The organism is Flavobacterium sp. FG68 (assembly GCF_057808895.1).
Genome location: NZ_JBMDIY010000054.1, coordinates 13,942 through 27,514, shown reverse-complemented (window position 1 = coordinate 27,514; position 13,573 = coordinate 13,942). Strand labels below are relative to the sequence as shown.

Below are 13,573 nucleotides of genomic sequence, written 5' to 3'. Positions count from 1 at the left end.
GTAACACAACTGTTTTTGGTGCAGTCTTTCTAGGTTCGAGTCCTAGTAGACCAACATAAAAAGCCTCTCAATCGAGAGGCTTTTTTTATGGAATAAATTTAAAATTCAGAGTATTTATTTCTTAATTGAAATTTTGATTTAAATTTTTAAGGTGATAACTGGTTTTACCGCATGGTTTACTAAGCCTTCACTTATACTTCCGTTAAAAAAGTGTGCGAAACCAGTTCTTCCATGAGTACACATTCCAATAATATCGGCATTTATACTGTTAGAAAAATTGATAATTCCTTTTTCGATATTAGTGTCATTGTAAATATGTGTGTCGTAATTTGTGAGATTGAAATGATTCGTAAAATCCTTAATTGCTTGTTCGATTATGTGTGTTGGTTTAAAACTATTTGGAGTGCAAATAGTTACCAGATGTAATTTTGCGTCAAAGGATCTAGTGAAATTTAAAAGCTTTTCAAACGGTTTTTTGGTTTCTTCTGTAAAATCAGAAGCAAAAACAATATTCTGTACGTTAAAATCTGAAATATCTTTTTTGATGACTAAAACGGGAATTTCAGAATTTCTCACCACTTTTTCGGTATTTGAGCCAATTAGTAGTTCTTCTAATCCTGATGAACCATGTGAACCCATAATAATTAAATCAATATTATAGTCTTTGCTTACTTGAGTAATACCGTGAATTGGTTTGTCCATTTTTACAACTTCCGTGACCTGAATTCCGTCAAGAAAAGCGCTTTGTGAGATTGCGTCAAGAGTCTCATTTGCTTTTTGCATAAAAAGCATAGTTTCGGGAATGCTTACACCTCCAAATATTGCATCATTGGTTTGATGCGGGAATTCGAGCATGTGTAAAATAATGATTTCAGAATCGTTTTTTTTGGCGATTTGAGCGGCGATTTTTAAGGCGTGTTCGGCATGTTCTGAAAAATCAGTAGGTACTAAAATTCGTTTCATAATTTTCGGGTTAAATTATTAGAATAATATGTTTTTGAACGCTACTATAAAGATAAGAAATATTTTTAGAGCAATCTATTTATTTGATTTATAAAAAAATCACTATATTTGCACCGTTATTTATTAAAATCTAAATAATGAGGGGACTAATTGTCCCCTCTTTTTATAAAATTATGACATTTAAGGAAAAAGTAAACGAATTAATTACAGAAGCTCTTCTGGAAAAGCCATCGATCTTTTTGATTGATCTTGCGGTTTCGGATTCTTTTAAAATTAGTGTAGGTTTAGACGGAGATAATGGAGTGGCGCTTCAGGATTGTATTGACATTAGTCGTGCAATTGAGAATAATCTGGATCGTGAAGAACAGGATTTTTCGCTTGAAGTTGCATCGGTTGGAGTAGGTTCTCCTTTGAAATTAATAAGACAATACAAGAAAAATATTGGTAGAACGTTGATTGTTACTACAAATAATGAAAAAATTGAAGCAGAATTAGTAGAAGCTAACGATGTTTTTATAATTTTGTCTTGGGAGGCAAGAGAACCGAAAAAAGTAGGAAAAGGAAAAGAAACAGTTCAAAAAGAACAACAGATACCTTATACAGAAATTAAAGAGGCAGTTGTTACAGTAACATTTTAATTAAAGAATTCGCATGGAAAATTTAGCATTAATCGATTCATTCTCAGAGTTTAAAGATAATAAACTTATTGATCGTGTAACGCTTATGGCAATTTTAGAGGACGTGTTTAGAAATGCATTGAAGAAAAAATACGGTTCTGATGATAATTTCGATATCATTATAAATCCTGACAAAGGAGATATGGAGATATGGAGAAGAAGAGTTATCGTTGCTGACGAAGATCTTGATTTTGAAAATGAAGAAATTACTTTGACTGAAGCAAGAATGATCGAAGCGGATTTTGAAATTGGTGAAGAGGTTTCTGAAGAGGTAAAATTGATTGATTTAGGAAGAAGAGCTATTTTGGCTTTACGCCAAAACTTAATATCTAAAATTCACGAACACGATAATACAAATCTTTACAAGCAATTTAAAGATATTATTGGTGATATTTATACTGCCGAAGTGCATCACGTGCGTCCAAGAGTTGTTATTTTAGTTGACGATGAAGGAAACGAAATTGTGCTTCCAAAAGAAAAACAAATTCCATCTGACTTTTTCCGTAAAGGAGATAATGTTCGTGGAATTATTGAAAGCGTGGAATTAAAAGGAAATAAACCACAAATTATTATGTCTAGAACTTCTGAGAAGTTTTTAGAAAAATTATTTGAACAAGAAATTCCTGAAGTATTCGACGGTTTAATTACAGTTAAAAATGTAGTGCGTATCCCGGGAGAAAAAGCAAAAGTTGCTGTAGACTCTTATGATGACAGAATTGACCCTGTTGGAGCGTGTGTAGGTATGAAAGGATCTCGTATTCACGGAATCGTTCGTGAATTAGGAAACGAAAATATCGACGTAATCAACTATACAAGCAATATTCAATTGTTTATTACAAGAGCATTAAGCCCTGCAAAAGTTTCTTCTATCAAAATTGACGAAGAAAACAAAAGAGCTGAAGTTTTCTTGAAATTAGAAGAAGTTTCTAAGGCAATTGGTAGAGGAGGTCACAATATTAAATTAGCGGGTCAGCTAACAGGTTACGAATTAGATGTTATTCGTGAAGGAGATGTTGCAGGTGCAACGGCTGATGAAGACGATGTTGAATTAACAGAGTTCTCAGATGAAATCGAAGACTGGGTAATTGAAGAATTTGCTAAAATAGGTTTAGATACTGCAAAAAGTATCTTAAAACAAGAAGTAGAAGATTTAGTAAGAAGAACGGATTTAGAAGAGGAAACAATTCTTGACGTTATGAAAATACTAAAAGAAGAGTTTGATAACTAATTATCTGCTCTAACAACACAACGAAAAAGGTAATAATAAAAAGGTTATATGTCTGAAGAGAGAGTAATAAGAATAAACAAGGTTTTAAGGGAATTAAATATCTCGTTAGAAAGAGCTGTTGATTATCTAAAAGATAAGGGAATTGCTATTGATGCAAATCCAAATGCTAAAATTTCTGACAGCGAATTTAATATCCTGCAAAGCCAATTTGCGGGCGATAAGGGGAATAAGGAAGCTTCTAAAGAAGTAGGGGAAGAGAAAAGAAAAGAAAAAGAAGCATTACGTGTTGAGCGTGAGAAAGAAATTGAGGACAAACGCAGACAAGACGAAGAACGTCAGAAACAACAAGAAATCATCAAAGCGAGAGCTGTTGTTACCGGACCTGTTCAAGTTGGTAAAATTGATTTAAATCCAAAAAAAACTGCTGTTGCTCCAGAAGAACCAGTTAAGGCTGAAGAGCCTAAAACTGTTACTCCATCTCAAACAGAAAAACCTGTTCAAAAAGAAACTGCACCATCAGAGCCTGTTGCTCCTGTAGTATCTGAAGAGAAAAAGGTGGAAAAACCAATTATTACAGAGAAAAAAGAAGTAAAAGCTGAGAATTCTAAAACAGCGCAGGAGCCAATTGTTTCAACTGACCCTGCAACTGCTGAAGAAACGATCACTACTCAATATCAAAAATTATCAGGAACTACTCTTACTGGGCAGACAATTGACTTGTCTCAATTTAACAAGCCTAAGAAAAAGAAGGAAGAACCGAAAATTACTCCAAATAAACCTGGAGCTCCGGGAGCTGGAAACAATAATAACGCTAATAAAAATAAGCGTAAAAGAATCGCTCCTAAACCTGGTACACCGGGTGCACCAAAACCTGCAACAGGAAATGCGCCGGGAACACCAAATCCTAATAAAATTACTCCAAATACAGGAGGCGGAGGCTTTAATGCTAACAGAAGTGCAAGACCAGGTTTTGTAAAAGGAAACCGTCCTGCAATTGTTGCAAAAGTTGAGCCTACTGAAGAAGAGGTAAAAAACCAAATTAGAGAAACTCTTGAAAAACTTCAAGGTAAAGGCGGTAAATCTAAAGCGGCTAAATACAGAAGAGATAAAAGAGAAACGCACCGTCAGAAATCTGATGATGAGCAAAGAGCTCTTGACGAAGGAAGTAAAACGATTAAAGTTACAGAATTCGTTACAGTAGGTGAAATTGCAATCATGATGGATGTGCCGATTACTAAAGTAATTGGAACTTGTATGTCTCTTGGAATCATGGTAACGATGAACCAGCGTTTAGATGCTGAAACATTAACTATTGTTGCTGATGAATTTGGTTACGAAGTTGAGTTTATTACTGTTGATATCGAAGAAGCAATCGAGGTTGTTGAAGATAAAGAAGAAGATTTAGTTACAAGAGCACCTATCGTTACTGTAATGGGTCACGTCGATCACGGTAAAACATCTTTACTGGATTATATTCGTAAAGAAAATGTTATTGCTGGTGAGTCTGGAGGTATTACACAGCACATTGGGGCTTACGGAGTAACTCTTGATAATGGCCAAAAAATCGCATTCTTAGATACGCCGGGTCACGAGGCGTTTACCGCGATGCGTGCACGTGGAGCTCAAGTTACCGATATTGCAATTATCGTAGTAGCGGCGGATGATGATATCATGCCACAAACAAAAGAAGCAATTTCTCACGCACAAGCTGCGGGAGTACCAATTATATTTGCAATCAATAAAATTGATAAACCAAATGCTAATGTTGAGAAAATCAAAGAGCGTCTGGCTAGTATGAATTTACTTGTTGAAGATTGGGGTGGAAAAATTCAGTCACATGATATTTCTGCAAAAGTTGGAACAGGGGTAAAAGAATTATTAGAGAAAGTTTTATTAGAAGCAGAAATCTTAGATTTAAAATCTAATCCAAATAAAGCGGCTCAAGGAACAGTTGTTGAAGCTTTCTTAGATAAAGGAAAAGGATATGTGTCAACAATTTTAGTTCAGCATGGAACTTTAAAAGTTGGAGATTATATGCTTGCAGGAAAACACCATGGTAAAGTTAAAGCGATGCATGATGAAAGAGGGCATATTGTTTTAGAAGCTGGTCCTTCGACTCCGGTATCTGTTTTAGGTTTAGATGGAGCTGCAACAGCGGGTGATAAGTTTAATGTATTTGAAGACGAAAAAGAAGCAAAACAAATTGCATCTAAACGTTCTCAATTAATGCGTGAACAATCTGTACGTACTCAGCGTCATATTACACTTGATGAAATTGGACGTCGTATCGCTCTTGGTCAGTTTAAAGAATTGAACGTAATCCTTAAAGGAGACGTTGATGGATCTGTTGAAGCATTATCAGATTCGTTCTCTAAACTTTCTACTGAAGAAATTCAAATTAATATCATACATAAAGGAGTTGGTGCAATTACAGAAACTGACGTTATGTTAGCTTCTGCATCAGATGCAATCATTATCGGATTTAACGTTCGTCCTGCTGGAAATGCAAGACAGCTTGCTGATAAAGAAGAAATCGATATCCGTTACTATTCTATTATCTACGCAGCAATCGATGACTTGAAAGATGCGATGGAAGGAATGTTAGCTCCTGAAATGAAAGAAGAAATTTTAGGAACTGCAGAGATTCGCGAGATTTTCAAAATTTCTAAGGTTGGTTCAATCGCTGGTTGTATGGTAACAGATGGTAAAATCTTAAGAACTTCTAAAATTAGAGTTATTAGAGATGGAGTTGTAGTTCATACAGGTGATCTTGTTGCTTTAAAACGATTCAAAGATGACGTTAAAGAAGTAAGTAAAGGTTACGATTGTGGTATCCAGATTAAAGGATTTAATGATATCGAAATAAGCGATGTTATTGAAGCTTACCATGAAGTAGCAATTAAAAAGAAATTGAAATAATATTCAAATCTATATGTAAAGTCCCAATGAAAATTGGGACTTTTTTTATGCGCTCAATTTATATTTGTCTACTTTGATATAATTTATTAAATATTTTAGTCAACTCAAATTTTAGTATTATTTTTGGGAGAATCAATTTAGTACTATATAATATGAAACCAATAATATATTCGTTTTGTTTTTATGTTTTGTCTACTTTGTCTTTTTGTCAGGAAGCTGTAGAAAAACCTGCTCCGCCAGCGGGTAATGCACTAATTGGAGATTTCTATGGTGCTGATGTTTCTGTCGTTTCAATTGACAAAGCAATTTCTGTTGAAAAGCTTGAAAGCAAATTAAAGGATACAAAAAAAGAAGAAGGGATTGCTGTGAAAGGTGAGGTGACTAATGTTTGTGAAAAAAGAGGATGCTGGATAACTCTTAAGACGGAAGATGGATCATCCTTCTTTGTAAAAATGAAAGATTATGCATTTTTGTTCCAACAGCTCTAAAAGGTAAAAAAGTGGTTTTAGAAGGTAACGCAGAGCGCAAAGTTACATCTGTAGACGAGTTGAAGCATTATGCAAAAGATGCTAAAAAAACAAAAGCTGAGATAGATGCTATTACTGCGCCAAAAGAAGAAATTAGATTTTTAGCAGATGGGATAAAAGTGGTAAACTAATTGAAATTTACAAATTTGAATTTGATATTATAACTGAATCTGCAAAGGTTAAAGAGTTTAAAAAGATACTTAGATTTATATAAACAAAAAGCGAGATAATTATCTCGCTTTTTGTTTATTGTTTAGTTTTTACTTATTTGCCTGGCTTAAGTAAAAAGACGCTTTTGTATTTTTTTCTAATATCAATTAAATTTCTTTCGGCTTCTATTCTTAATTTAAAATTTCCAACAATAACCTTGTAATTCGGAGTGTTAAAAATTATGGTGCCGTCAATATTTGTATATTCTCTTTTGAAGTCTGACAAAGTCTTTTTTGCATCTTCGCTTTTGCCGCTAAAAATTTGAATTCGATAAGAATCGTTTGTACTTATTGATGTGTTAAATTTACGTTTGTCGTTCAATAATTGCTCAAATTTTGGGTCTTGATTCAGTGTTAAATTTTGGCTTTGAGCATGAATATTATATGCTAATGACAACATTGTGAATGTTAAGAAAACGTTTTTTGAAGAGGTTAAAATTCTCATAATGTGATGGTTTTTATGCAAAAATACTATTTAAAGTTTGTATGTAAAATTTTAATATTATTTAGAATTGATATAAATTGATATTTAAGACTATTTTAAGGTTTTGAGAATAGTTCATAAGTCGTATTTTTGTGCAAGTTTTAAAAGAAGGTATTAGTTTTTGTCTGATTTATTACAGAAAAAATCATACCAAAAATTAGTAGATAATTATTATACTATATGAAAAAGGTGGGTAACCATAATTCGATCTCAAGAAAATTATTACTTAGTTTATCGCTAACGTTAATTTTCTCCCTAACTTCATTTGCTCAAGATCCGGCTGCAGCTCCTGCGGCGACTGAAGCTGCTGCAGCTCCTGCTGCTGCATCTGGTGGTGGTGATCCGGTAAAAGGGAAAGAACTTTTTAATGCAAATTGCGCTGCATGTCACAAATTAGATGCTAAATCAACTGGTCCGGCTCTTAGAGGAGTTGCTGCTAAACATGAAATGGCTTGGATTTACAAGTGGGTTCATAATAGCTCTGAAGTAATTAAGTCAGGTGACCCTGTTGCTGTAAAGCTTTTTGAAGAGAATAACAAGTCTGTAATGACTTCTTTTCCTCAGTTATCTGAAGCTGATATTGATAATATTATCGCTTATACTTCTGAAGTAAAAGCTGAGCCGGCTGCAGTTCCTGGCACTGTTCCTCCTGGGGAAAAAGTTGAAGGCGGTGGAATTTCTAATAATATTATTTTAGGAGCTCTTGCTTTAGTAATGGCTATTTTAGTTGTTATGTTGTTCATGGTAAACAAAGTATTAACTAAAGTTGCAAGTAATAATGGAATCGTAGTTGGGCCTAAAGAAGCTAGAACTCCAATTTGGAAAGCATTTGCTAAAAACCAATTTTTAGTATTAGTTACTTCTATATTCTTGCTTTTAGCTAGTGGTTACTTTGTGTACGGATACTTGATGCAGGTTGGTGTTGATCAGAATTATGAGCCAATTCAGCCAATTCACTATTCACACAAAATTCACGCTGGTGATAACGAGATCAATTGTAAATATTGTCACTCTGCTGCACGTGTAAGTAAAACGGCTGGTATTCCTTCTTTAAATGTTTGTATGAACTGTCATAAAAACATTTCTGAAGTTGCAGAAACTACTGCTACTGCTGAATACAGCAAAGCATTTTACGATGCTCAGATTCAAAAATTATATGATGCTGTTGGATGGGATAAGACTAAACAAGCTTATACCGGAAAAACACAACCTGTAAAATGGGTTCGTATTCATAATCTTCCTGATTTTGTTTACTTCAACCACTCACAACACGTTTCTGTTGCAGGAGTTGAATGTCAAACTTGTCACGGTCCAGTACAGGAATTTGAAATCATGAAGCAATATTCTAAATTAACAATGGGATGGTGTATTGACTGCCATAGAAAAACTGATGTTAAGATGGAAGGAAATGCATATTATGATAAAATTCATGCTGAACTTTCTAAAAAATACGGTGTAGAGAAATTAACTGCAGCGCAAATGGGAGGTTTAGAATGCGGTAAATGCCACTATTAATCGAATTATTAAGATTTTAATATTTATATACAATGTCATCAAACAAAAAATACTGGAAAAGTGTTGAAGAACTAGAAAATAGTTCTATTGTTGAGGCGCTTAGAAATAACGAATTTGTTGAAGAGATTCCTACGGATGAATTCTTAGGAAATGCAGATGCTTTAGCTTCATCTGGAACTTCACGTCGTGACTTTTTAAAGTACGTAGGATTTAGTACTGCGGCAGTTACACTTGCTGCTTGTGAAGGTCCTGTGCACAAGTCTATCCCTTATGTATTACAACCAGAGCAAATCATTCCTGGTGTTGCAGATTACTATGCAACTACTGTTTTTGATGGTTTTGATTTTGCTAACCTTTTGGTGAAAACTCGTGAGGGTCGTCCAATTAAAATTGAAAACAATACTATTTCTGGAGCTAAGTTTTCAGCTAATGCAAGAGTTCATGCATCTATCTTAGGATTATATGATAGTATGCGTTTGAAAGCTCCTAAATTAGATGGAAAAGCTAGTAGCTGGTCAGCAGTTGATTTAAAAATTAAATCAAGTTTGGCAGATGCGAAAGCAAAAGGAGGTCAGGTAGTATTATTAACTAATACTTTAGCAAGTCCATCTACTGAGAAATTAATAGGTGAGTTTATTGCTAAAAACCCAAATGCAAAGCATGTTGTTTATGATGCGGTTTCTTCTTCTGATGCATTAGATGCATTCGAAACTGTATATGGAGAGAGAGCTTTGGTTGATTATGATTTTTCAAAAGCTTCATTAATTGTATCTGTTGGTGCTGATTTCTTAGGAGACTGGCAAGGTGGTGGATACGATGCTGGATATGCAAAAGGACGTATTCCTCAAAACGGAAAAATGTCTCGTCATTTTCAGTTTGAATCAAACATGACTTTATCTGGAGCTGCTGCTGATAAGCGTTTACCAATGAGTACAGCTGATCAAAAACAAGCTTTGGTTCAAATTTATAATATTGTTGTTGGTGCTTCTGTTCCGGTTACTTTAGATGAAAAATTTAAAGCAGAAGTTGTAAAAGCTGCGCAGCAATTAAAAGCATCTGGTACAAAAGGAATTTTAGTATCAGGCATTGAAGATAAAAATGCACAATTATTAGTTTTAGCTATCAATCAGGCATTGGCTAGTGAAGCTTTTAATACTGCTGGAACTAGACAAATTAGAAAAGGTTCTAATGCTGTTGTAGCACAGTTAATTAAAGATTTGAATGCAGGAAGTGTTCATACTTTAATTATGAGTGGTGTTAACCCGGTTTACACTTTAGCTGATTCAGCTTCTTTCGTGTCTGGATTGAAAAAAGTAAAAACATCAGTTGCTTTTTCTTTAAAAGAAGATGAAACTGCTGCAATATCTACAATTGCTGCTCCTGCACCTCATTATTTAGAGTCTTGGGGAGATGTAGTAATTACAAAAGGAACTTACAGTTTAACTCAGCCTACAATTCGTCCAATCTTTGATACAAAACAATTTCAGGATGTTTTATTATCAGTAAATGGAACACCTGGAACTTTCTATGATTATGTAAAAGCTAATTCTGCAGCAATCATTACTGGTTCTTCTTGGAATAAAGTTTTACATGATGGTGTTTTTGTAATTGGCTCTACTGCTTTAGCTGGTGGTTCATTTGATTTCGCTGGTGCTGCAAGTGCACTTTCAAAATCAAAATCTGCTGGAGACTTTGAATTAGTATTATATACTAAAACAGGTATGGGTGATGGACAACATGCAAACAACCCTTGGTTACAAGAGTTCCCAGATCCAATTACAAGAGTTTCTTGGGATAACTACGTTACAGTTTCAAATACAGATGCTAAAAAATTAGGATTATCAAATGAAATTGTTGCAAACGGAGGTTTAAATGGTAGTTATGCTACTATTACTACAGCTGATGGTTCTAAATTAGAAAATGTTCCGGTAATTGTTCAGCCAGGACAAGCTGTTGGAACAGTTGGTTTAGCTGTAGGTTACGGTCGTAAAGCGGCTTTAAAAGAAGAAATGCAAGTAGGTTTAAATGCTTACGCTTTATATAAAAATTTCAATAGTGTTCAGTCTGTTTCTATTGCTAAGGCAAATGGAGAGCATGAGTTTGCTTGTGTTCAAGGTCAGAAAACATTAATGGGTAGAGGTGATATCATTAAAGAAACTACTCTAGACGTATTTAATAAAGAAAATGCTGAACATTGGAACCCACAGCCAATGGTATCTTTAGATCATCAGGAAGTAAAAGCTACTACTGTTGATTTATGGGAATCATTTGATCGTTCTACTGGACACCATTTTAACCTTTCAATTGACTTAAATGCTTGTACAGGATGTGGAGCATGTGTTATTGCTTGTCATGCAGAAAACAACGTACCAGTTGTTGGTAAAGCAGAGGTAAGAAGAAGCCGTGATATGCACTGGTTGCGTATTGACAGATATTATTCTTCTGAAAGTACTTTTGAAGGTGATAACGAAAGAAAAGAAAAAATTGCTGGTTTATCTAGTTCATTATCTACATTTAATGAAATGGAAAAACCTGGAGATAACCCACAAGTAGCATTCCAGCCTGTAATGTGTCAACACTGTAATCACGCACCATGTGAAACAGTTTGTCCGGTTGCTGCAACTTCTCACGGTCGTCAAGGTCAAAACCACATGGCATATAACAGATGTGTTGGTACTCGTTACTGTGCTAATAACTGTCCATATAAAGTTCGTCGTTTCAACTGGTTCTTGTACAACAAAAACAGTGAATTCGATTATCACATGAATGATGATTTAGGTCGTATGGTATTAAACCCAGACGTAAACGTTCGTTCTCGTGGAGTTATGGAAAAATGTTCATTCTGTATCCAAAGTACTCAAGCTGTTATCCTTGAAGCTAAACGTCAAGGTAGAGTAGTAGCTAAAGACGAGTTCAACAATGCTTGTGCATGTTCTGCAGCTTGTTCTTCTGGTGCGATGGTATTTGGAGATGTAAATGATAAAGAAAGCGAAGTTGCTAAATTAGCAGAAAGCGAAAGAATGTATCATTTATTAGAGCATGTTGGTACAAAACCAAATGTTTTCTACCACGTAAAAGTTAGAAACACTTAGTAAAATTATTAATTAAGAAACAATATAAAGGATTATGTCGTCTCACTACGAAGCACCCATTAGAAAACCTTTAGTTATAGGTGATAAATCATATCATGATGTAACTGTAGATGTGGCAGCGCCTGTTGAAGGACCTGCAAATAAACAATGGTGGATTGTATTTTCAATCGCATTAACAGCCTTCCTTTGGGGGTTAGGCTGTATAATTTACACCGTATCTACCGGAATTGGAACATGGGGATTAAATAAAACAGTTGGTTGGGCTTGGGATATTACTAACTTCGTTTGGTGGGTTGGTATTGGTCACGCTGGAACTTTGATTTCTGCGGTATTATTACTTTTCCGTCAACGTTGGAGAATGGCTATTAACCGTTCTGCAGAAGCAATGACTATCTTCTCAGTAGTTCAAGCAGGTTTATTTCCAATTATTCACATGGGACGTCCATGGTTAGCATACTGGGTTTTACCTATTCCAAATCAATTTGGATCTTTATGGGTAAACTTTAACTCACCATTGCTTTGGGACGTATTTGCAATCTCAACGTATCTTTCAGTATCATTGGTTTTCTGGTGGACTGGTTTATTACCTGACTTTGCAATGCTTCGTGATAGAGCTATAACTCCATTTAATAAAAGAGTTTATTCTATCCTAAGTTTTGGATGGAGTGGAAGAGCAAAAGACTGGCAGCGTTTTGAAGAAGTATCTTTAGTATTAGCTGGTTTAGCTACTCCTCTTGTACTTTCTGTACACACGATTGTATCTATGGACTTTGCTACTTCTGTAATTCCAGGATGGCATACAACAATTTTCCCTCCATACTTCGTTGCTGGAGCGGTATTCTCAGGATTTGCGATGGTAAATACATTGTTGATCGTTATGAGAAAAGTTTCTAACCTTGAAGCATACATTACATTACAGCATATCGAGTTAATGAACATCATTATCATGATTACTGGATCTATAGTAGGTGTAGCTTACATCACTGAGTTATTTGTAGCTTGGTATTCAGGTGTAGAATATGAGCAGTATGCATTCTTAAACAGAGCTACCGGACCTTACTGGTGGGCATATTGGTCGATGATGACTTGTAACGTTTTCTCTCCACAATTTATGTGGTTCAAAAAATTAAGAACAAGTATCATGTTTTCATTTATTATTTCGATCGTTGTAAACATCGGAATGTGGTTTGAAAGATTCGTAATTATTGTTACTTCTTTACATAGAGATTACCTTCCATCTTCTTGGACAATGTTCTCACCAACATTTGTTGATATTGGAATTTTCATTGGAACAATTGGTTTCTTCTTTGTATTGTTTTTATTATACTCTAGAACATTCCCTGTAATTGCTCAGGCAGAGGTAAAAACAATTTTGAAAGGAACAGGAGATAATTACATTAGAGAAAGAGCAAATAAAGATTCACATCATGAGTAATAAAGTAATATACGCCATTTATAATGACGATGATATTTTGATGGATGCAGTAAAGAAAACCAGAGCTGCTCATCATCATATTGAAGAGGTTTTTACTCCATTCCCAGTTCACGGATTGGATAAAGCCATGGGTTTAGCACCAACAAGATTAGCAATTTGTGCTTTCCTATATGGATGTGTTGGTATTTCTGTTGCAACAACAATGATGAGTTATATTATGATTCATGACTGGCCGCAGGATATTGGTGGAAAACCAAGTTTTAGTTTCATTCAAAATATGCCTTCTTTTGTGCCAATTATGTTTGAGATGACTGTATTTTTTGCTGCGCACTTAATGGTAATTACTTTTTATATGAGAAGTAGATTGTGGCCATTTAAGCAAGCTGAGAATCCTGATGTAAGAACAACAGATGACCATTTCTTAATGGAAGTTGCTGTAAACGATAACGAAGCAGAACTTGTTTCTTTTTTCGAAGGTACAGGAGCTGTTGAAGTTAAAGTAATTGAAAAGAATTAATTGTAGC

Annotated in this window: 9 protein-coding genes and 1 pseudogene; 8 read left to right on the top strand and 2 right to left on the bottom strand. The window is 34.8% G+C overall.

Features of this window, described 5'->3' with window-relative positions; all coding sequences use genetic code 11:
- Positions 1 to 138 precede the first annotated feature (138 nt).
- The gene (locus tag ACODSB_RS23280; RefSeq protein WP_488938793.1) at positions 139 to 963 is read right to left on the bottom strand and encodes a universal stress protein; all 825 of its coding nucleotides are present in this window, start codon (positions 961 to 963) and stop codon (positions 139 to 141) included.
- 173 nt (positions 964 to 1,136) lie between these two features.
- On the opposite strand from ACODSB_RS23280, the gene rimP reads away from it, so the two are divergent.
- From rimP to ACODSB_RS23260, 4 genes and pseudogenes are all read left to right on the top strand, one after another.
- Positions 1,137 to 1,601: a ribosome assembly cofactor RimP gene (gene rimP / locus ACODSB_RS23275; RefSeq protein ID WP_053474404.1), complete on the top strand. Its 465-nt coding sequence runs from the start codon at positions 1,137 to 1,139 to the stop codon at positions 1,599 to 1,601.
- 13 nt (positions 1,602 to 1,614) lie between these two features.
- Complete coding sequence (nusA, locus tag ACODSB_RS23270; protein WP_056190461.1) at positions 1,615 to 2,868, top strand: transcription termination factor NusA; 1,254 nt, start codon at positions 1,615 to 1,617, stop codon at positions 2,866 to 2,868.
- 48 nt (positions 2,869 to 2,916) lie between these two features.
- Positions 2,917 to 5,787, top strand: coding sequence for a translation initiation factor IF-2 (gene infB / locus ACODSB_RS23265; protein WP_488938792.1), 2,871 nt, complete (start codon positions 2,917 to 2,919; stop codon positions 5,785 to 5,787).
- Positions 5,788 to 5,939: 152 nt separating this feature from the next.
- A pseudogene (locus ACODSB_RS23260) lies at positions 5,940 to 6,445 on the top strand (DUF4920 domain-containing protein).
- 133 nt (positions 6,446 to 6,578) lie between these two features.
- On the opposite strand, the gene ACODSB_RS23255 reads toward ACODSB_RS23260, so the two are convergent.
- The gene (locus tag ACODSB_RS23255) at positions 6,579 to 6,968 is read right to left on the bottom strand and encodes an SPOR domain-containing protein (RefSeq protein WP_488938791.1); all 390 of its coding nucleotides are present in this window, start codon (positions 6,966 to 6,968) and stop codon (positions 6,579 to 6,581) included.
- 219 nt (positions 6,969 to 7,187) lie between these two features.
- Here ACODSB_RS23255 and ACODSB_RS23250 point away from each other — a divergent pair, with 219 nt between their 5' ends.
- From ACODSB_RS23250 to ACODSB_RS23235, 4 genes are read left to right on the top strand one after another with little or no spacing between them, the layout of a single operon-like run.
- Entirely contained in the window at positions 7,188 to 8,522 is a 1,335-nt protein-coding gene (locus tag ACODSB_RS23250) for a c-type cytochrome (RefSeq protein ID WP_488938790.1), read from the top strand.
- A gap of 32 nt (positions 8,523 to 8,554) precedes the next feature.
- Positions 8,555 to 11,614 (top strand): TAT-variant-translocated molybdopterin oxidoreductase, encoded by a 3,060-nt coding sequence (locus ACODSB_RS23245; protein ID WP_488938789.1) that lies wholly within the window; start codon positions 8,555 to 8,557, stop codon positions 11,612 to 11,614.
- A 34-nt stretch (positions 11,615 to 11,648) separates the two neighbouring features.
- On the top strand, positions 11,649 to 13,049 hold the full coding sequence (nrfD, locus tag ACODSB_RS23240) for an NrfD/PsrC family molybdoenzyme membrane anchor subunit (protein WP_053474386.1): 1,401 nt from the start codon (positions 11,649 to 11,651) through the stop codon (positions 13,047 to 13,049).
- A complete protein-coding gene (locus tag ACODSB_RS23235; protein WP_025572651.1) occupies positions 13,042 to 13,566 on the top strand; it encodes a DUF3341 domain-containing protein in 525 nt (174 codons plus the stop codon). Before nrfD ends, ACODSB_RS23235 begins: the two co-directional genes overlap by 8 nt.
- Positions 13,567 to 13,573 lie beyond the last annotated feature (7 nt).